The following is a 19,926-nucleotide window of genomic DNA, read 5'->3' on the forward strand; positions in this document are numbered from 1 at the left end:
ATGGCGTGGACCTACCGTGTCGACCAAGGTCGACACCTACCAACAGCAACAGGGAACTGTCGGAGGCGGGGCGGTATGGGCAGGCAGGACCGTTGGCGCCATGGATGGCGCCATCGAGCCCCCATGGACGGGTTCACGGCGTGTCCTGACTGCCCATACCGCCCCGCCATCCTCGGGAAGTCTGCCGTTGCTGTTGCTTCGGCTGTTGCTGTTGCTGTTGCTTCAGCCCTTGCCTCTGCAGGTGCCGGGTGCAACCCGGCCGAACCCCCTCCTTATGGCCAGGCTGGCGGCGCGGCGGCCCAGGCCTGCTGCACTTCCATCAGCGTGGCGCGCTCGTCCTCGCGCCATTGCGGCAGCAGCTGCGCATAGTGCGCACTGGTGCTCCACTGCGACGGCTCGGTACGCACCGCAGCGGCGTACCACTGCACTGCCTCCTGCTTCTGTCCCAGCCGCCACAGCGCCAGCGCGTAGGTCGGTGGCACCCAGCTGGGCTTGGTACGGGCATTGCCGGCCGATGAAAGCCACTGTTCCAGCGCCGCCTCCACCCTGCCCTGGCGCAACAGATCCCATCCGTAGTTCCAGCGCACGCTGCGGCCACTGCTGCTCTGTGCCGATGCCTCCTTCAAGGCTTCGCCATACAGCTGCTCGGCCAGCTCGCCGCGGCCCTGGGCGCCGGCCACCGACGCCAGCTGCACCGTGGCCTCAACCGCACGCCGGCCGCGTTCACGCAGCTTGACCAACTGGGCAACGAGCTCATCGCCTTCACCCTGTATCGCCACCATCGGCGTGGCGGCCAGGTCGCTGTCGAAGTAGAACTCCTGTGGTGCCGGCAGGGCCGGCGCGGCCCACGCAGTGGCCGCTCCCGAAGCCAGCAGCACGCTGGCCAGGATCTTTCCTGAAACTGACATCCCTTCTCCCCAGGCCGCAAGCGCAGCCTCCCTCTCTCCCCCCGATCCTAACCCCGGCGCCGCCACCGGCGCGAGTGCCGGGGCCCGCACGGCCTCGCTGCTACAATTCGCGCCTTTCCCGCCGCGTGCCTGCACGTGGCCGGTGCCAGCCGATCCTCACCGGGCCAGCCATGACCAGTACCGCGCAACTCACTTCGCCCTCTTCCGCCAACCTGCTCGACCGTGATTACACGCTCGACCACAAGTACACCCGCAACGAGGGGCGGATCTACCTGAGTGGCGTGCAGGCGCTGGTACGGCTGCCCTTGATGCAGCGCCTGCGCGATGCCGCCGAAGGCATCGACAGCGCCGGTTTCGTCAGTGGTTACCGCGGCAGCCCACTGGGTGGTTTCGACCTGGAACTGTGGCGCGCGCGCAAGCATCTGGACGCGGCCAAGGTGAAGTTCACCCCCGGCCTCAACGAGGATCTGGGCGCGACCATGGTCTGGGGCACGCAGCAGACCAACCTGTTCCCTGGTGCCAACGTGCAGGGCGTGTTCGGCATGTGGTACGGCAAGGGCCCGGGCGTGGACCGTTGCGGCGACGTGTTCAAGCACGCCAATGCAGCCGGCACCTCGCGGTATGGTGGTGTGCTGGCGCTGGCGGCCGACGACCATGCCTGCCGCAGCTCGACCCTGCCGCACGGCAGCGAAGACGAGTTCGTCAGCGCGATGATGCCGGTGCTGAACCCGGCCGGCGTGCAGGACATCCTCGACATGGGCCTGCTCGGCTGGGCAATGAGCCGCTATACCGGGCGCTGGGTCGGCTTCAAGACGATCGCCGAGACAGTGGAATCCTCGGCCTCGGTAGAAGTCGATCCGTTGGCACGCCGCATCGTGCTGCCGGAAGATTTCGAGATGCCGTCGGGCGGTCTCAACATCCGCTGGCCGGATCCGCCGCTGGACCAGGAGATGCGCCTGCACCGCTATGCGGTGAAGGCTGCACAAGCGTTTGCCCGTGCCAACGGCATCGACAAGGTGGTGATGGACGCACCGCGTGCGCGGCTGGGCATCGTCACCACCGGCAAGAGCTATCTGGACGTGCTGCAGGCGCTGGAGTACCTGGGCCTGGATGAAGCCGCCTGCGCCGACATCGGCATCCGCGTGTACAAGGTCGGCATGACCTGGCCGCTGGAGCCGGAAGGCATCGCGCGCTTCGCGCAGGGCCTGGAAGACATCATCGTGGTGGAGGAGAAGCGTGCCTTCATCGAGCGCCAGATGAAGGAACAGTTCTTCAACTGGCCGGCCAGCTGGGGCCAGCGCCCGTCGATCGTCGGCAAGTACGACGAGAGCGGTGAGTGGATCCTGCCGTCCACCGGTGAGCTGACGCCGGCCACCATCGCCGGCGTGATCGGTCGCCGCATCCAGAAGTTCTTCAACAACGAGTCGATCGAGCAGCGCCTTCAGTGGATGCAGGAGAAGGAAGCCGAGCTTGCGTTGCCGCGTGCCAGCTTCCCGCGCGTACCGCATTACTGCTCGGGCTGCCCGCACAACACCTCCACCCAGGTGCCGGAAGGCTCGCGGGCGCTGGCCGGCATCGGTTGCCATTACATGGTGACCTGGATGGACCGCAGCACCGATACCTTCACCCACATGGGCGGCGAAGGCGTGACCTGGGCCGGGCAGGCGCCGTTCACCGATACCCCGCACGTGTTCCAGAACCTGGGCGACGGCACTTATTTCCACAGCGGTTCGTTGGCGATCCGCCAGGCGGTCGCCGCCGGCGTCAACATCACCTACAAGATCCTCTACAACGATGCGGTGGCGATGACCGGCGGCCAGCCGGTGGACGGCCCGCTGAGCGTGCCGGACATCGCAAGGCAGATGCGTGCCGAGGGCATCCACACCATCGTTGTGCTGTCGGACAACATCGGCAAGTGGACCGGCCAGCGCGAGCACTTTCCCAGTGACGTCGAGTTCCATGACCGCAGCGAACTGGATGCGGTGCAGAAACGCCTGCGCGAAGTGAAGGGTGTATCGATCCTGATCTACGAACAGACCTGCGCCACCGAGAAGCGCCGTCGCCGCAAGCGCGGCAAGCTGGAAGATCCGCAGAAGCGCGTGCTGATCAACTCGCTGGTCTGCGAAGGCTGCGGCGATTGCGGCAAGAAGAGTTTCTGCGTGTCGGTGCTGCCGAAGGAGACCGAGTTCGGTCGAAAGCGCGACATCGACCAGTCCAACTGCAACAAGGACTATTCCTGCGTCAACGGCTTCTGCCCGAGCTTCGTCACCGTGCACGGTGGGCAACCGCGCAAGGGCAGCAAGCGCGATGCCTCCACGCTGCTGGACAACCTGCCGGCACCGGTGGTGCGCGGCACCCTGGAGCAACCCTGGAACATCCTGATCACCGGCGTCGGCGGTACCGGCGTGGTGACCATCGGCGCGCTGCTGGGCATGGCCGGCCACCTGGAAGGCAAGGGCGCGACCGTGCTCGACCAGACCGGTCTGGCGCAGAAGGGCGGCGCGGTGACAACCCACATCCGCATCGCCCGTCGTCCCGAAGACATCCACGCCGTGCGCATCGCCGCCGGTGAGGCTGACCTGGTGGTGGGCTGCGACATGGTGGTGGTGAACGATTACTGGGCGCTGTCGAAGGTGCGCGCCGGTCGTTCGCAGGTCGTGCTCAATACCTACGAAGCAATGCCGGGCACCTTCACCACCCGCCCGGACATGCAGTTCCCGGCAGCCGACATCATTGCCGGCGTGCGCGTGGCACTGGGCGGCGAAGAACCGCTGCTGCTGGACGCCACCCAGCTGGCCACCGCGCTGCTGGGCGATGCCATCGCCGCCAACCTGTTCATCCTCGGCTACGCGTGGCAGCAGGGTCTGGTACCGCTGTCGTTCGACTCGCTGATGCGCGCCATCGAACTCAACGGCGCGGCCGTGGCGATGAACCAGCAGGCCTTCGCCTGGGGCCGCCTGGCCGTGGTCGATCCGCAGGCCGTGCAGCAGGCCGCTGGCCTGGTGCGCAACCGCCACACCGATACCGAAACCACCCCGGGGCCGCTGCATCCGCTGCCGCCGGGTGAGTGGGAAGGCAACGAATGGGGTGCCACCGCGGCACCGCGCAATACCGGCGACGAGCGCGAACTGCGTGGCCTGCCCTCGCACGGTGGCGACGTGGCGTTCCTGCCGCTGGACGACGCCCGCCTGTCGCGCTCGCTGGACGAAATGATCGAGCGCCGCGCCGCCTTCCTGGTCGAGTACCAGGACGCTGCCTACGCCAACCGCTACCGCAGTCTGGTCGAGCGCGTGCGCGCCGCCGAAGCCGACCGCATCGGCGGTTCCACTGCATTGACCGAGACCGTGGCCCGCTACCTGTTCAAGCTGATGGCCTACAAGGACGAATACGAAGTGGCCCGCCTGTACACCAGCGGCGACTTCCAGCGCCGCCTGCAGCAGCAGTTCGAGGGCGACTACCAGCTGCGCTTCCACCTGGCACCGCCGCTGTTCGCCAAGAAGGACGAGCAGGGCCGGTTGCTGAAGAAGGAATACGGCCCGTGGATGTTCAAGGCCTTCGGCCTGCTGGCCAAACTGAAGTTCCTGCGCGGCGGCCGCTTCGACGTGTTCGGCCGCACCGGGGAGCGCCGCATGGAGCGCAAGCTGATCGGCGATTACGAGGCCACCGTGCAGCTGCTGCTGGACGGCCTGGATGACGACCGCCTGGCGCTGGCGGTGGAGATCGCCAGCGTCCCCGAGCACATCCGCGGCTTCGGCCACGTCAAGGAAGCGCATTTCGAGCAGGCCAAGGCGCGCGAAGCCGCCCTGCTGGCGCAGTGGCGCAATCCGAAGGCGCTGCATATCGTGCAGGTGGCTTGAAGGTAGTGCCGGCCGCTGGCCGGCATCCCTCCTGGCAATCGGGTGCCGGCCAGCGGCCGGCACTACCGGCGATTCACCCCAGCCGCCACAGCAGCAGGCGGTTGTTGGCCGGCATTGCCACATCACCCAGGCGGGTGAAGCCTTTGTCCGCTGCCAGCGCCTGCACCGCTTCCACATCGCGGATGCCGCTGCGCGGATCACGCGCCTTCAGCCAGGCATCGAACTGCGCGTTGCTGTCGCTGGTGTAGCGGCCGCCGTAGTTGAACGGGCCGTACATCGCCAACAGCGCACCGTGGCGCAACAGCGGCGGCAGCGCGCCGAACAGCACCTGCACATGCTCCCAGCCCATGATGTGCAACGTGTTGGCGCTGAATGCGGCGTCGAACGTACTGCCCTCGGGCAACGACAGGCCCGGCGCTGGGGGCAGTTCCACCTGCAGCGCCACCGGCGGCAGCAGGTTCAGCAGCGCGGCCTCCGCACGCCAGGCCTCGATGCCGGGCAGATGGTCCGGATGATCGCTGGGCTGCCAGCGCAGCCAGGGCCAGCGCTCGGCGAAGAACGCCGCGTGCTGGCCGGTGCCACTGCCGATCTCCAGCACCCGATGGCGGTCGCCCATCCATGGGTCGAGTGCAGTGGCGATGGGTTCGCGGTTGCGCTCGCAGGCTTCTGAATACGGCTTGCTCGACATCAGGACGGTGTCCAGGCGGGGTCGGCCCCATTGTGCACGAGGGGGTTACTGAGCAGGGCTGCGCCCTGCAGAAGCCGGAGCCGGAGCCGGAGCAACGTCAAAAGCTGGCATTCCGTGGGTTGGCGGGGTGGGTCCGGTTGCGGGGGACGCTGCAAGTACGTCCATGTAAGCTCGGTCGCCGCATCCATGCGGCTCACGCCCCCGCAACCGGCCCCACCCCGCCTTCGACAGTTTCCTGCGGTCTGTTGGAACGGCATTGGGGTCAGATCCGTTTTCCTGCGGAAAACGGATCTGACCCCGGATTCATTTCGATATCTGACAGATGTGTCGACCAAGGTCGACACCTACCAACAGCCGCGGAGATCTGTCAGGGGTGAGGCGGTGTCGGATTGCGGGGTGTCAGCCGCATGGATGCGGCTGCCAAGCCTACACGGACGTACTTGCGGCGTCCCCGCAATCCGACACCGCCCCGCCAACCCACGGAATGCCGCTCTGGCTCTGGCTTTGGCTTTGGCCGTTGCCGTTGCATTGAGCAGGTGCAGGGCTGCAAGCCCTGCCGAAACACCACCAACCATGACTGCAGTCACTTGCCCGGAGGCGCCGCGCTGGCGAAAGTCGAGGAGTTGACGTGATCGGCTCGGCCTGTTGCCGGCTGCACGCAAGCGAGAGAGAGAAACGCTGTGCAACGACGTGAGTTCCTGGCTTTTTCCGGTCTGGGCCTGGCGGGCCTGCTGCTGCCGCATTCCCGTGCCATCGCCGCCGAGCAGTTGCTCGCCCCGGTCGACACCGCGCTGCGCAGGCGCTTGGCCGAGGTCGCCCTCGCTACCGCGCGCACGGCCAAGGCCAGCTACTGCGATGTGCGCATCGGCCGCTACCTCAATCAGTCGGTCATCACCCGCGAGCATCAGGTCGGCAACGTGACCAACCGCGAATCGTCCGGCGTGGGCGTGCGGGTGATCGTCAACGGCGCCTGGGGCTTTGCCGCTACCCATCAGCAGACCGAGGCCGCCGTACGCGCTGCGGTCGAGCAGTCCACGGCCATCGCCCGTGCCAATGCCAGCATCCAGACCCGGCCGGTGCAACTGGCACCAACGCCGTCGGTCGGTGAGGTCCGCTGGCAGACGCCGATCCGCCGCAATGCCATGGAAGTACCGATCCAGGACAAGGTCGAGTTGCTGCTGGCGCTCAACGCCGCCGCGCTGAATGCGGGCGCCGACTACATCAACTCCACCCTGTTCCTGGTCAACGAACAGAAGTACTTCGCTTCCAGCGATGGCTCGTTCATCGACCAGGACATACATCGCATCTGGCTGCCGTTCACTGCCACCGCCATCGACAAGGCCAGCGGCAAGTTCCGAACCCGCGCAGGCCTGTCCTCGCCGATGGGCATGGGCTACGAGTTCCTCGATGGCGATGCGCGCGGCAAGGTGCAGCTGCCCGGCGGCATCACCGCCTATCGTGATTCCTACGACCCGGTCGAGGACGCCATCGCCGCCGCCCGCCACGCGCGCGAAAAACTGAAGGCGCCTTCGGTGAAGCCGGGCAAATACGACCTGGTGCTGGACCCGTCCAACCTGTTCCTGACCATCCATGAGAATGTCGGTCACCCGCTGGAGCTGGACCGCGTGCTCGGCTACGAAGCCAACTACGCCGGCACCAGCTTCGCCACGCTGGACAAGCGCGATGCCGGTTTCCGCTGGGGCAGCGACATCGTCACCTTCTTCGCGGACAAGACCCAGCCCGGCAGCCTCGGTGCGGTCGGCTACGACGACGAAGGCGTCAAGACCCAGCGCTGGGATCTGGTGCGCGACGGCATCCTGGTCGATTACCAGGCCACCCGCGATGAAGCCCACATCCTCGGTCGCAATGCTTCGCATGGCTGCAGCTATGCCGATTCCTGGTCCAGCGTGCAGTTCCAGCGCATGGCCAATGTCTCGCTGGCGCCGGGCAGGAAGCCACTCAGCGTCGAGGACATGATCAAGGACGTGGAGAACGGCATCTACATCCACGGCCGCGGTTCGTATTCGATCGACCAGCAGCGCTACAACGCGCAGTTCGGCGGCCAGCTGTACTACCAGATCAAGGACGGAAAGATCGCCGGCATGGTCGAGGATGCGGCCTACCAGATCCGTACGCCGGAATTCTGGAATGCCTGTACCGCGATCTGCGACGAGCGCGACTTCCGCCTCGGCGGTTCGTTCTTCGACGGCAAGGGCCAGCCCGGCCAGGTCTCGGCGGTCTCGCACGGTTCGTCCACCACCCGCTTCAACGGCATCAACATCATCAACACCGCGCGCAGTCTCGGCGCTTGAGCCACCCATCGTTCGACATGGAGAGCAGCCTTGCAAAGACGTGACTTCCTGGCCCTGACCGGGCTTACCGCGGGCGGGCTGATCGTGCCCTCCTTCTTCGGCAAGGTGATCGCCGCCGAACAGCTGCAGTCCAGCCTCGACCCGGCGTTGAAGAAGCGCCTGGCCGACGCCGCCCTGCAGGCTGCGCGCAGCGCCGGCGCCACCTACTGCGACGTGCGCATCGGCCGCTACCTGCGGCAGTTCGTGATCACCCGCGAGGACAAGGTGCAGAACGTGGTGAACACCGAGTCCACCGGCGTCGGCATCCGTGTGATCGTCAACGGCGCCTGGGGCTTCGCTGCCACCAACGCGCTGGGCACCGCCGACGTGGCCAGGGCCGCGCAGCAGGCCGCGGCAATCGCCAAGGCCAATGCCGGCGTGCAGACCGCCCCCGTACAGCTGGCCAAGGCACCCGGCGTCGGTGAGGTGAGCTGGCGCACACCGATCCGCAAGAACGCGATGGAGGTACCAATCAAGGACAAGGTCGGCCTGCTGCTGGACGTCAACGCCGCAGCAATGGGCGCCGGTGCCAGCTTCGTCAATTCGATGCTGTTCCTGGTCAACGAACAGAAGTACTTCGCCTCCACCGATGGCTCCTACATTGACCAGGACGTACACCGCATCTGGGCCCCGATGACGGTCACCGCCATCGACAAGACCAGCGGCAAGTTCCGCACCCGTTCGGGCCTGTCCTCGCCGATGGGCCTGGGCTACGAGTACCTGGACGGCGCCGCCGCCGGCAAGGTGGTCAGTCCCAACGGCGTGGTCAACTACAGTTCTTCCTACGACATGAAGGAAGACGCCATCGCCGCCGCCAAGCAGGCGCAGGAGAAGCTGAAGGCACCGTCGGTGAAGCCGGGCAAGTACGATCTGGTGCTCGATCCGTCGCACACCTGGCTGACCATCCACGAGTCGATCGGCCACCCGCTGGAACTGGACCGCGTGCTCGGCTACGAAGCCAACTACGCCGGCACCAGCTTCGCCACCCTGGACAAGCGCGAACAGCATTTCCAGTACGGCAGCGAGCTGGTCAACATCTTCGCCGACAAGACCCAGCAGGGCAGCCTCGGTGCGGTGGCGTACGACGACGAAGGCGTGAAGTGCAAGCGCTGGGACCTGATCAGCAACGGCAAGCTGGTGGACTACCAGACCATCCGCGACCAGGCCCACATCCTCGGCAAGACCGAGTCCGATGGCTGCTGCTATGCCGACTCGTGGTCCAGCGTGCAGTTCCAGCGCATGGCCAACGTGTCGATGGCGCCGGGCAAGAAGCCGCTGAGCGTGCCGGACCTGATCAAGGACGTGGAGAACGGCATCTACATCATCGGTGACGGTTCGTTCTCGATCGACCAGCAGCGCTACAACGCGCAGTTCGGTGGCCAGCTGTTCTACGAGATCAAGAACGGCCAGATCACCCGCATGCTGGAAGACGTGGCCTACCAGATCCGCACGCCGGAGTTCTGGAATGCCTGCACGGCCGTGGCCGACGAGCGCGACTACCGCCTGGGCGGTTCGTTCTTCGATGGCAAGGGCCAGCCGGGCCAGGTCTCGGCGGTCTCGCACGGTTCGTCGACCGCGCGCTTCAACGGCATCAATGTCATCAACACCGCACGCAGCCTCGGCTGATCGGTCAGGAGCCCTTACACCATGAGTATCTTTACCGAAGCCCAGGCCAAGGCCATCCTCGACAAGGTCATCGCCCTGTCCAAGGCCGACGAATGCACCGCCGTGCTGGCCGGCGCGATCAGCGGCAACATCCGTTTCGCACTGAACAATGTCTCCACCAGCGGCATCGTCGACAACACCGAGCTGGCCGTCACCGTCGCCTTCGGCAAGCGCGTCGGCACGGCCTCGATCAACGAGTTCGACGATGCCGCGCTGGAACGCGTGGTGCGCCGTGCCGAAGACCTGGCGCGCCTGGCCCCGGAGAATCCGGAGTTCATGCCGGCCATCGGCAAGCAGAGCTACCGCGCCAGCCCCACCTTCAGCGAATCCACTGCAGCAATCGACCCAGCCTTCCGCGCCAAGGTCGCCGCAGATTCGATCGCACCATGCCGTGGCCACGGCCTGATCGCCGCCGGTTTCCTTGAAGACGGCCAGGGCTTCCAGGCCACCGCAAACAGCAATGGCAACTTCGCCTACCAGCGCACCACCAACTTCGATTACACCTGCACCGTGCGTACGGAAGACGGTCGTGGTTCGGGCTGGGTCGGCCGCAACCTGAAGGACGCGGCGGACTTCAAGGCCGACCAGGACATCCGCATCGCCATGCGCAAGGCCACCGAGTCGGCCGAAGCCAAGGCGCTGGAGCCCGGCAAGTACACGGTGATCCTGGAACCGGCCGCGGCCGCAGGCCTGATCAGCTTCATGATGAACTTCTTCAGCGCACGCTCGGCCGATGAAGGCCGCAGCTTCCTGTCGAAGAAGGGCGGCGGCAACAAGCTGGGAGAGCAGGTCTACGACCCGCGCGTGACCATGTTCGCCGACCCGTGGCACCCGGATGCACCGGTGCTGCCGTGGGACAACGAGGGCATGCCACGCGAGCGCATCGCCATCATCGAAAACGGCAAGATCGCCAATCTGGACTACTCGCGCTTCTGGGCCCAGAAGCAGGGCAAGACCGCCAAGGCCTCGCCGGGCAACCTGCTGATGAGCGGTGGCGACAAGAGCACCGCCGAGCTGGTGCGCGGTACCCAGAAGGGCATCCTGGTCACCCGTACCTGGTACATCCGCATGGTCGATCCGCAGACCGTGCTGCTGACCGGCCTGACCCGCGACGGCACCTTCTACATCGAGAAGGGCCAGATCAAGCACCCGGTGAAGAACTTCCGCTTCAACGAGTCGCCGGTGATCATGCTCAACAACATCGAAGAGCTGGGCAAGCCGGTGCGCGTGGCCGGTGATGAATCCAGCTACGTGATGATGATCCCGCCGATGAAGCTGCGCGATTTCACCTTCACCTCGCTGTCCGACGCGGTCTGATGGATCGCCGGGCCTGCCTGCGCTGGTTGGCCGCTGCCGCTTCGGCGGCGGCGCTGCCGGCCTTCGCGCAGGCAGGCCCGCGCAGTTCGCGCTACGACTTCTGGTTCACCCGCCTGCAGTACGACTCCGGCGACTGGGACGTGGACGCGCGCATGCCGTCCAACCTGATCACCTCGCTGATCGACTACACCTCGCTGCGCGTGGATCCGCAGGAACACGTGGTGGCGCTGGCCGACCCGCGCATGCTGGAAGCGCCGTTCTGCTACCTGGCCGGGCACACACTGGTGGAGTTCAACGCCGCCGAGCGGCAGAACTTCGTGCGCTACGTGCGCAATGGCGGCTTCGTCTTCGTCGACGACTGCAACCATGATATCGACGGCCTGTTCGCCACCTCGTTCGAGGCACAGATGGGTCGCCTGTTTGGACCGAAGGCATTGCAGAAGCTGCCCAACAGCCACGCGCTGTACCGCAGCTTCTTCCGCTTCCCCGATGGGCCACCGGCCACCAGTTTCGAGCTCAATGGCTGGGGCGATGACCTGGTACACGACTACCTGAAAGGCATCGAGGTCGACGGCCGCCTGGGCCTGCTCTACAGCAACAAGGACTACGGCTGCGAGTGGGACTACGACTGGCGCAACAAGCGCTTCCTGGCCGAAGACAACACCCGCTTCGGCGTCAACATCGTGATGTACGCGTTGAACAATTGATAGGACCTGCACGCCCATGACCACCGCTGACCTCGACTCCCTGCTGCCGCGCCTGCACGATCTGCGCGCCGCGCTCGCACGCGCGGTGGTTGGCCAGAACACCGTGGTCGAGCAGCTGCTGATCGGCCTGTTGGCCGGAGGCCACTGCCTGCTGGAAGGTGCGCCCGGGCTCGGCAAGACCCTGCTGGTGCGCTCGCTCGGCCAGGCGCTGGAACTGCAGTTCAGGCGCGTGCAGTTCACCCCCGACCTGATGCCCAGCGACATTCTCGGTACCGAGCTGCTGGAGGAAGATCACGGCACCGGCCATCGCCATTTCCGCTTCCAGCAGGGCCCGATCTTCACCAACCTGCTGCTGGCCGACGAGCTCAACCGCACCCCGCCCAAGACCCAGGCGGCGCTGCTGGAAGCGATGCAGGAGCGTACGGTCAGCTACGCCGGCACGACCTACACATTGCCGGCGCCGTTCTTCGTGCTGGCGACGCAGAACCCGATCGAGCAGGCCGGCACCTACCCGCTGCCGGAAGCACAGCTGGACCGATTCCTGCTGCACGTGCTGGTGGATTACCCGAGCGAGGACGAAGAGCGGCAGATCCTGGAACAGACCACCGGCGGTGCCACCGACGCGGTGCCCAAGGTGATGGATGCCGAAGCGGTGATTGCCCTGCAGGCCGCGGTGCGCCAGGTGCATGTCAGCCCCGATGTGCTGGCCTGGATCACCCGCCTGGTGCGCGCCAGCCGTCCCAGCGAAGGCGCACCGGCAGCAATCAACCAATGGGTGAAATGGGGCGCTGGCCCACGCGCCGGGCAATCGCTGGTGCTGGCGGCGAAAGCACGTGCATTGCTGCAGGGCCGTTTTGCCGCCACCCGTGAGGATGTGCAGGCCTTGGCCGCGCCGGTGATGCGTCATCGCCTGCTGTTGTCGTTCGCCGCCGAGGCTGAGCAGAAGCGTGCCGACGACGTGGTCGCCGCCTTGCTGCAGGCCGTGCCGTTCCCGGGTTGATCCACGCGTGAACGCTGGTATGTCGTTGACCCTGCCACCCGAACTGCGCGCGCGCCTGCGCCTGCTGCGGTTGCGGCCGCGCCTGGCCAGCGGTGCGAGCGGCATTGGCCAGCACGCCAGCCGCAGCCGTGGTGCCGGCCTGGAGTTCGCCCAGTACCGGGCCTACGAGCCGGGCGACGAACTGCGCCAGATCGACTGGAAGCTGTATGCACGCTCGGACCGCTTCTTCGTACGCGAATCCGAACGCGAAAGCCCGATCACGGTCTGGCTGCTGCTCGATGCCACCGCCTCGGCCGGCCAGGCCGATCGCGCCGCGCCGGAACGCACGCGCCTGGACCATATGCGCGGCGTTGCCGCCTGCCTGGCCGAGCTGGCCCTGCAGCAGGGCGACCGTTTCGGCCTGCTGGCGATCAATGGCGATGGGCTGCAGCTGGTGCCCGCAGCGAGCGGCGCACGCCAACGTGACCGCGTGCACCTGCAACTTCATGCGCTGCAGGCGCGCGGCGGCTGGCCTGCGGCGGATCGACTGCGCCCACTGTGGGAACGCGTGCGCCCGGGCGACATGCTGCTGGCCATTGGCGATGGCTTCGATGAAGCCGGCATCGTGCTGCTGGAACAACTGGCCAGCGCGCGCCGTGAAGTGGCCCTGCTGCAGATCCTGACTGCCGACGAACGCGACTTCCCGTTCGATGCCGGCCACCGCTTCCGCGACCCGGAGACCGGCGAGGAACTGCTGGGCGATGGCGCGGCGATCCGCGCCGACTACCTGCAACGCTTCGCCGACGCACGTACCGCATTGCAGTCGCGGCTGCAGGCCAGCGGGATTGCCAGCGCGGCCGGCTGGCTCGACCAACCGCTGGACCAGCCGCTGCAGGCGCTGTTCGGTCGCGGGGGCGACGCGTGAGCCTGCTGTTCCCACTGGGGCTGGCAGCGCTGGCCGCGTGGCTGCTGCCACTGCTGATCCACCTCGCTCGACGCCATCCGTATACGCCGCTGGATTTTGCCGCGTTGCGCTGGCTGCGCGCACAGATCCGGCCGCGCCAGCGCATCCGTTTCGATGACTGGCCGTTGCTGCTGGTGCGCCTGCTGTTGCTGGCCGCGCTGGCATTACTGCTGGCACGACCAGCGCTGACCGGCCCTGCTCCAGCCCCCGATGCGTGGACGGTGGTGGTCCCAGGACTGGATGCCACGGCGCTGCGCGGCACGGCCAAGGATGGCAACTGGCATTGGCTGGCGCCCGGCTTCCCAGCCATTGATCAGGCGCCCCCCACATCCTCGGCAACCCTGCCCAGCCTGCTGCGCGAACTGGACGCGCAGCTGCCATCCGGCACCGCATTGACCGTGCATGTTCCCGATCCCCTGCCCGGCCTGGATGGCGCCCGCCTGCAGCTGTCGCGCGAAGTTCAGTGGCACCCGCAGCCGACGGCGATCACTCCGCCGCGGACGGCAGCCGCACTGCCGCAGCTGCGCGTGCACGGCGAGGCATCCGCCACTGCCCAGCATTGGTTGAACGCACTGCAGCGCGGCTGGGGCGTGCAGGCACCGCTCGCGCCGCTGGCAGCGAATGCGCTGCCCGAACGTGGCGAGATCGGTGTATGGAGCCGCAGCGATGCACTGCCGGCGAACTGGCAGGCCTGGCTGCATGAGGGCGGCAGCGTATTGACCGCGGCCAGGCCCGCCGCCAACGCCGCCGTCCTGCTGCGTGATACCGAAGGCGTGCCGCTGCTGGGGCAGCAGCGCATCGGCCAGGGTCGCCTGTTGTCGCTGACGGGCGAGTGGAACACCGCCAGCAACGCCGCGCTGCGCGATCCACAGCTGCCGCGTTCCCTGCTGCTGGCCCTGCAGCCGCTGCCGTCGCCACGCCTGGGCGATGCACAGGACCAGGCGCCGCGCCAGGTTGCACTGCCCGCAGCAGCATCGCCGGTGCGTGAGCCCACGGCGTGGCTTCTGCTGGCAATCGTGCTGCTGTTCGCACTGGAACGCTGGATGGCCAGCAGCGCGCGGCGCAGGGCGGTCGCATGAAGACGCTGCAGCATGCCTGGCAACGTGCGCGCCGTCGCCGCGCCGCCATCACCCTGCTGCTGGGCCTGCCGTGGGCGCTGGCCGCGACGGCGCTCGCACTGCGGCTGTCCGGTTTCGATATCGCCTGCGTGGTCGCCACGGTCAGCCTGCTCGCCTGCGCGGCCTTCGCCACTGCACGTGGCCGCCAGCTGGACCGCCAGTGGCTGCAGCGGCAACTCGATGGCAGCGGTACGAGCGAAGACAGCGCCGATCTGCTGTTCGCCGACGCCACCACGCTCAATCCGCTGCAGCAGCGCCAGCGCGCGCATGTGCTTGCCACGCTGGAACAGGCGATGCCGGAGCTGCGTCCACGTTGGCCGCACCTGACGGTGGTGCTGTGCTGCATCGGTGGCTTGGCCGTTGCCCTGCTCGCGTTCGGCTGGCCGCGTTCGAACCCAGTCCCGGCAGCCGTCCATTCCGCCACGACCAGCAGCGTCGCGTCCGCGGGCCCGCTGCGGCTGCAGTCCACCCGGCTGCGCATCAACGCACCGGCCTATACCGGACAGGCCACGATCACCCAGAACACGCTGGATGCCAAGGTCGCCGCCGACAGCCAGCTGTCGTGGTCGTTGCGCTTCGACCGCGCACCGGCCAGGGCATGGCTGCAGTTCCACGATGGTCGACGGCTGCCGCTGAGCGAGCGCGATGGACAGTGGCAGGCACAGGATGTGGCGCGCACGCCGGTGCTGTACCGCGTGGTGAGCGAACCGGCGCTGGCCGAAACCCGCCTGCACCGGCTGGATGTGGTGGCCGACCGCGCGCCCAGCGTGCGCGTGCTGGAGCCGACCGCCAGCCTGGTTCTGGGCACGCCCGGGCAACGGCAATGGGCGCTGCGCTTCGAGGCCAGCGACGATTACGGTGTCGCGGCGCAGGCAACGCTGTCGATCACCACCACCCAGGGCAGCGGTGAGAACATCACCTTCGTGAAGCGCAGCGTCACGCTTGCCGGCAGCGGCGAAGCCACCGCGCGGCATTTCGCACATACCCTTGATCTTGCTGCGCTGGGCGCACAGCCCGGCAACGATGTGATCGCCCAGCTGGAGGTGCGCGACAACCACGCGCCAACACCGCAGACCGGGCGCAGCAGCAGCGTGATCCTGCGCCTGCCCAGCGCCGAAGTCGCACTCGGTGCAGAGCTGGAAGGCCGCATCAAGAAGACCCTGCCGGCCTACTTCCGCAGCCAGCGGCAGATCATCATCGATGCCGAAGCGCTGATCCGACAGCGCCGCACTCTCGCCGCCGAGGACTTCGTGAAGCGCAGCGATGCGATCGGCGTCGACCAGCGCATCCTGCGCCTGCGCTATGGCCAGTTCCTGGGTGAGGAAAGTGAAGGTGCGCCGAAGCCACCGCCGACCAGCGACCTGCCCACCAGCGATACGCCCGCCGCAGACGACCACGATCACGACGACGATCACGACCATGACGCCGATGCCGGGGCGCACGACGCGCATGGCCACGATCACGGTGGCAAGCCGGCCAATGCCGATACGTCGCCGGTGTTCGGCAGCGCCACCGACGTGCTCTCCGAGTATGGCCACACCCATGACCATGCCGAGGCCGCCACTCTGCTCGATCCGCAGACCCGCGCGACGTTGAAGGCTGCGCTGGACCAGATGTGGTCGGCCGAAGGCGAGCTGCGCCAGGGCCGTCCGGAGCAGGCATTGCCATTCGCCTACAAGGCATTGGCCTTCATCAAGCAGGTGCAGCAGGCCGAGCGCATCTACCTGGCCCGGGTCGGACCGGAGCTGCCGCCGATCGATGAAGGCCGCCGGTTGGGCGGTGATCGCGCCGGGCTGGCCAGCCGCGAACTGCCGTTGGCCGCACGCACGCCGCCGGACCCGGCCATCGTCGAAGCCTGGCAGCGCCTCGGCGATGACACCGGCGCGCCCGATCTCGATGCGCTCGCGACCTGGCAGCAGCGCAACACCGCCTACCTGCCCGATGCACTCGATCTGGCTGCCGCCATCGAGCAGCTGCGCATCGAACCAGGATGCCGTGACTGTCGCCAGCGTCTGCGTGCGCAGTTGTGGCGTGCGCTGCAGCGGCCGCTGCCGCAGGCGATGCGGCGCAGTGCCGCCGATGCGATGGGCCAGCGCTACCTCGATGCGCTGGAGGCGCAGCCATGAACGCCTCCGCTGTGAACCTTTGGATTGCACTGGCACTCGCTCTGATCGTGGTCATCGCCAGCGTGCGCCAGCTGCGTGGAAACACCGCGCACTCTCGCCGCCGGTGGATCGTGATCGCACTGCAGATCATCGTCGCCGCGCTGCTGTATTTCTGCCTGGTGCCGCCCACCCGCCAGCAACCTGCAGGCGGGCTGGTGGTGCTCGGAACCGATGCCGGCAAGGCCGGCGCACTCCCGGCCAGCGAAGGCCCGCTGTTGCTGTTGCCGGAAGCTGCTGATGTGCCTGGCGCACAGCGCGTTCCCGACCTTGCCACCGCGCTGCGCCAGCATCCGGCCTCCGCGCTGACGCTGGTCGGTGCGGGCCTGGCGGCACGTGACCGCGACGCGGTGCTGCCACAGGATGTGCGCTGGCAGCCAACGCCCGCGCCGCGTGGCTGGGTCGCACTGCAGCCACCGGTCGACGTCGCCCCCGGTGCGCGCTTCGCCGTGCAGGCGCAGGCGCACGGCGTGGCAAAAGCCAAGGCAGAGCTGCTCGACCCGGCCGACAGCGTGGTCGATCGCGCGGTCGTTGACGACGACGGCCGCGTGCAGCTCAGCGGCATCGCCCGCGCGGCGGGACGCAGCGTATTCCGCCTGCGCCTGCTCGATGCAGATGGCCATGTGGTGGATAGCGTGCCGGTGCCACAGCAGACCGTGCCCGCGGCGCCGTTGCGTCTGCTGGTGCGCGCCAGCGCGCCGGGCCCAGAGCTGAAGTACCTGCGCCGCTGGGCGGCCGATGCCGGCATCCGTGTGCAGGTGCAGGCCGATACAGGCGCGGGCCTCAGCATCGGCGATGGCCCGGTGTCGATCGATGCAGCATCGCTCGCACACTCTGACCTGCTTCTGCTGGACGAGCGCAGCCTGGCGGCATTGAGTGCGGGCCAGCTGGCCGCCGTGCGCCAGGCGCTGCGCGATGGAATCGGTGTACTGGTACGGAGTGCAGGCGCACCTTCGGCCAGCGCGCGCCAGCGCCTCCGCGATCTGGGCCTGCCAGTGCAGGGTGATGGCAGCAGCCATGCAGTCGAGCTTCCCGGCGACGGCGAAAGCGCCATCCTGGCCGCACGACGTGGCCCACTCGCCGCCGGCACACTGCCGACCGGCTACGGCGAAGACGCCGACCGCAGCTCGCACGGTGCCGCCCTGCCCGCGCTGGAAGCACTGGCGCTGCAGTTTCCGGGCGGCAGCGCGCTGCTGCATGATCGTGCTGGCAACACCATCGGTGGCTGGCGCGCGGTCGGCAAGGGCCGCATCGGCCTGTTGCCGCTGACCGACAGCTGGCGCTGGGTGCTGGCCGGCCGCGATGACCGTCATGGCGAGCTGTGGAGCAGCGTGGTCGCCACGTTGGCGCGGGCACTGGGCAGCGGTGATGCACTGTGGTCGCCGCAGCCGATCAGCTGGGCAGGCGAACGGCAGTCAGTGTGCGGCGTGCAGGCACCGCTGCAGGCCCTCAATGAGCGCGGCGAAGGCGCACCGCTGATCGTCGATGGCACGACATCTGCAATGCGCTGCGCTGGCTGGTGGCCCCTCGAATCGGGCTGGCAGCGCCTGCAGCATGGCGACAGCACCGTCTGGCGCTATGTGTTCGACCCGAAGGATGCAGCTGCGCTGCATCGGCAGGCGATGATCGATGCGACTGCACGGATGTTGGCCGCCAGCACTCCGACCGGCACATTGGCCACGCAGCCAGTACCGGGCTCGCGCTGGCCCTGGTGGCTGGCCTTCGTGTTGTGCGCATCGTTGTTGTGGTGGCTGGAACGGCGGCGCTGATCCCGGGGTCGGATCCCTTCCGCCCGCGAAAGGGCTCTGACCCCACCGATCGGATTGCAGGCAGCATCCACGCATGGCGTGGATCTACTGGCCGGTTGCCCTGGTAGATGCCAACCTTGGTTGGCACTTTTCAACGCATGCCCGCGCGCCGGTACACGCCATTGAAGCGCACGTTCATGCCACCGCATTCGCTGTTGTCGGCCACGATCAGCACCTCACCCAGAGAATGCACGCGCACTCTGCAAGTGTCCTCGACGAACTCGGCATCGGCACCACGGGGCGCCGCGCGCGCTTCCACTTGGCCCATGTTCGGCCCATACGGGCGCTGCTCCGGCGTGGGGTTGGCGGAGGGCCAGTAGGCGTCGCCTTCGACATGCAGCTGCCCACCCTGCACGGTGATGCGCAGGCCGTTGTCGCCATCTTTCCAGTTGCCCGTCCAGTCCTGCAGCGACGGCACGACCACCGGCAACGCCTGCAGCTTGCTGCGGTCCACCCAGCCAGCACTACCGCCCACCTTGTTCGGGAAGAACGCGCAGCGGTATCGGCCAAGATCACGCCCGGTCACAACGGTATCGCCGTTGACCACATAGCTGCGCTGGCGGCAGGCAGGTTCGCCTTTCGCCGGGCAGCCGTCCATGTCACCAAGCAGGTACAGACGGGGCGCACCCGTCACCTTGGCCAGCGCGAACCGGCTCTGTTCGGAGGGAAACGCACCGTTGCGGCAGGCGCCATCACCGGCGATGGCATCCGCGAAGGCGGACGCCGGCAGCAATGCGGCCAGCAGGCAGATCGAACGCAGGAACATGGCAGCACTACCGGAGGGGGAGCCGGCAGGATATACCGACCTACTTCACCGGCGATGCATCACCGGCATCCTGCTGCTGGGAGAACCGCAGCGCACGCTGCCGCTGTTCCGCGCTGAGTTCCGGCGGTGGCCGTGCGGTCGCGGCCTGGATCTGGTCCGGTCCCCCGGTGAGCTTGTTCAAGCCCCTGCCAGCCGCCAGCACGCCCTTGACCACGCCCATCATGATGTAGCCACCGCCCATGCTGACCTGCTCCGGCGACGGCGGCTCGCTCCAATCGCGACTGAAGCGGTTGTCGCCGAACTTGACCGGGTTCTTGAAGCGGTACAGGTCCAGCGGCTCGTCTTCGGGCTTGAGTGCACGCACTTCGCCGAGGGTGGTGACGTTGTCCTGCTGCGGGGTGGTGGAGACCGGCGCGGTGGTTGCCGCCGGCGCATCTGCAGGGGGCACGGGCGTTGGGTCGGGCACCGCTACCGGCGTGGCCTGCTGCGCCTGTGCGATGCCGGCCAGCAGCATGCTGGCCAGGAGTGCTCCCTGCGTTCCACGTCGTGCCACAGCCATCCACCCTGTTGGTTGCGTCCAGCACCCAAGGATACGGATGCGGGCTTCAGATTTCGTTGCCATCGACGGGGTCATTC

General features: G+C 67.4%; 14 protein-coding genes. 10 read left to right on the forward strand and 4 right to left on the reverse strand.

Annotation, left to right across the window (positions count from 1 at the left end):
* Nucleotides 1-272: 272 nt before the first annotated feature.
* Entirely contained in the window at nt 273-908 is a 636-nt protein-coding gene (locus DI041_RS06785; RefSeq protein ID WP_046984760.1) for a tetratricopeptide repeat protein, read from the reverse strand.
* Between the two features lie 170 nt (nt 909-1,078).
* Here DI041_RS06785 and DI041_RS06790 point away from each other — a divergent pair, with 170 nt between their 5' ends.
* On the forward strand, nt 1,079-4,765 hold the full coding sequence (locus DI041_RS06790) for an indolepyruvate ferredoxin oxidoreductase family protein (protein ID WP_136638463.1): 3,687 nt from the start codon (nt 1,079-1,081) through the stop codon (nt 4,763-4,765).
* Nucleotides 4,766-4,838: 73 nt separating this feature from the next.
* Here the strand turns inward: DI041_RS06790 and DI041_RS06795 are convergent, their stop codons facing one another.
* The gene (locus tag DI041_RS06795) at nt 4,839-5,453 is read right to left on the reverse strand and encodes a DUF938 domain-containing protein (RefSeq protein WP_136638462.1); all 615 of its coding nucleotides are present in this window, start codon (nt 5,451-5,453) and stop codon (nt 4,839-4,841) included.
* 680 nt (nt 5,454-6,133) lie between these two features.
* Here DI041_RS06795 and DI041_RS06805 point away from each other — a divergent pair.
* The 9 genes from DI041_RS06805 to DI041_RS06845 are packed head-to-tail and all read left to right on the forward strand — an operon-like array spanning nt 6,134 to nt 18,485.
* Nucleotides 6,134-7,765 carry a TldD/PmbA family protein gene (locus tag DI041_RS06805; RefSeq protein WP_169050325.1) on the forward strand — a complete coding sequence of 544 codons (1,632 nt, stop codon included), beginning with the start codon at nt 6,134-6,136 and terminating at the stop codon, nt 7,763-7,765.
* Between the two features lie 30 nt (nt 7,766-7,795).
* A complete protein-coding gene (locus tag DI041_RS06810; protein WP_046984783.1) occupies nt 7,796-9,430 on the forward strand; it encodes a TldD/PmbA family protein in 1,635 nt (544 codons plus the stop codon).
* 21 nt (nt 9,431-9,451) lie between these two features.
* Nucleotides 9,452-10,786, forward strand: a complete 1,335-nt coding sequence (locus DI041_RS06815; RefSeq protein ID WP_136638460.1) for a TldD/PmbA family protein — start codon at nt 9,452-9,454, stop codon at nt 10,784-10,786.
* The gene (locus DI041_RS06820) at nt 10,786-11,493 is read left to right on the forward strand and encodes a DUF4159 domain-containing protein (RefSeq protein ID WP_012509667.1); all 708 of its coding nucleotides are present in this window, start codon (nt 10,786-10,788) and stop codon (nt 11,491-11,493) included. Before DI041_RS06815 ends, DI041_RS06820 begins: the two co-directional genes overlap by 1 nt.
* A 16-nt stretch (nt 11,494-11,509) precedes the next feature.
* Entirely contained in the window at nt 11,510-12,493 is a 984-nt protein-coding gene (locus tag DI041_RS06825) for an AAA family ATPase (RefSeq protein WP_046984781.1), read from the forward strand.
* 7 nt (nt 12,494-12,500) lie between these two features.
* Nucleotides 12,501-13,397, forward strand: coding sequence for a DUF58 domain-containing protein (locus DI041_RS06830; protein WP_136638459.1), 897 nt, complete (start codon nt 12,501-12,503; stop codon nt 13,395-13,397).
* Nucleotides 13,394-14,515, forward strand: a complete 1,122-nt coding sequence (locus DI041_RS06835; protein WP_046984779.1) for a BatA domain-containing protein — start codon at nt 13,394-13,396, stop codon at nt 14,513-14,515. Before DI041_RS06830 ends, DI041_RS06835 begins: the two co-directional genes overlap by 4 nt.
* A complete protein-coding gene (locus DI041_RS06840) occupies nt 14,512-16,680 on the forward strand; it encodes a DUF4175 domain-containing protein (protein ID WP_136638458.1) in 2,169 nt (722 codons plus the stop codon). The genes DI041_RS06835 and DI041_RS06840 overlap by 4 nt, the downstream gene beginning before the upstream one ends.
* The gene (locus tag DI041_RS06845; RefSeq protein ID WP_136638457.1) at nt 16,677-18,485 is read left to right on the forward strand and encodes a hypothetical protein; all 1,809 of its coding nucleotides are present in this window, start codon (nt 16,677-16,679) and stop codon (nt 18,483-18,485) included. The genes DI041_RS06840 and DI041_RS06845 overlap by 4 nt, the downstream gene beginning before the upstream one ends.
* Before the next feature lie 130 nt (nt 18,486-18,615).
* Here DI041_RS06845 and DI041_RS06850 read toward each other — a convergent pair whose 3' ends face one another.
* Nucleotides 18,616-19,290 carry a hypothetical protein gene (locus DI041_RS06850; protein WP_136638456.1) on the reverse strand — a complete coding sequence of 225 codons (675 nt, stop codon included), beginning with the start codon at nt 19,288-19,290 and terminating at the stop codon, nt 18,616-18,618.
* A gap of 40 nt (nt 19,291-19,330) precedes the next feature.
* Nucleotides 19,331-19,849, reverse strand: coding sequence for a hypothetical protein (locus DI041_RS06855; protein WP_136638455.1), 519 nt, complete (start codon nt 19,847-19,849; stop codon nt 19,331-19,333).
* Between the last annotated feature and the right edge of the window lie 77 nt (nt 19,850-19,926).

Source organism: Stenotrophomonas maltophilia, from assembly GCF_004920835.1.
Classification (GTDB): domain Bacteria; phylum Pseudomonadota; class Gammaproteobacteria; order Xanthomonadales; family Xanthomonadaceae; genus Stenotrophomonas; species Stenotrophomonas maltophilia_AQ.

Bases quoted from the DNA above. Each gene is read 5' to 3' on its own strand.
- DI041_RS06790 (WP_136638463.1), top strand. From the start codon at position 1,079: ATGACCAGTACCGCGCAACTCACTTCGCCCTCTTCCGCCAACCTGCTC.
- DI041_RS06845 (WP_136638457.1), top strand. From the start codon at position 16,677: ATGAACGCCTCCGCTGTGAACCTTTGGATTGCACTGGCACTCGCTCTG.
- DI041_RS06855 (WP_136638455.1), bottom strand. From the start codon at position 19,849: ATGGCTGTGGCACGACGTGGAACGCAGGGAGCACTCCTGGCCAGCATG.
- DI041_RS06840 (WP_136638458.1), top strand. From the start codon at position 14,512: ATGAAGACGCTGCAGCATGCCTGGCAACGTGCGCGCCGTCGCCGCGCC.
- DI041_RS06795 (WP_136638462.1), bottom strand. From the start codon at position 5,453: ATGTCGAGCAAGCCGTATTCAGAAGCCTGCGAGCGCAACCGCGAACCC.
- DI041_RS06785 (WP_046984760.1), bottom strand. From the start codon at position 908: ATGTCAGTTTCAGGAAAGATCCTGGCCAGCGTGCTGCTGGCTTCGGGA.
- DI041_RS06825 (WP_046984781.1), top strand. From the start codon at position 11,510: ATGACCACCGCTGACCTCGACTCCCTGCTGCCGCGCCTGCACGATCTG.
- DI041_RS06815 (WP_136638460.1), top strand. From the start codon at position 9,452: ATGAGTATCTTTACCGAAGCCCAGGCCAAGGCCATCCTCGACAAGGTC.
- DI041_RS06820 (WP_012509667.1), top strand. From the start codon at position 10,786: ATGGATCGCCGGGCCTGCCTGCGCTGGTTGGCCGCTGCCGCTTCGGCG.
- DI041_RS06850 (WP_136638456.1), bottom strand. From the start codon at position 19,290: ATGTTCCTGCGTTCGATCTGCCTGCTGGCCGCATTGCTGCCGGCGTCC.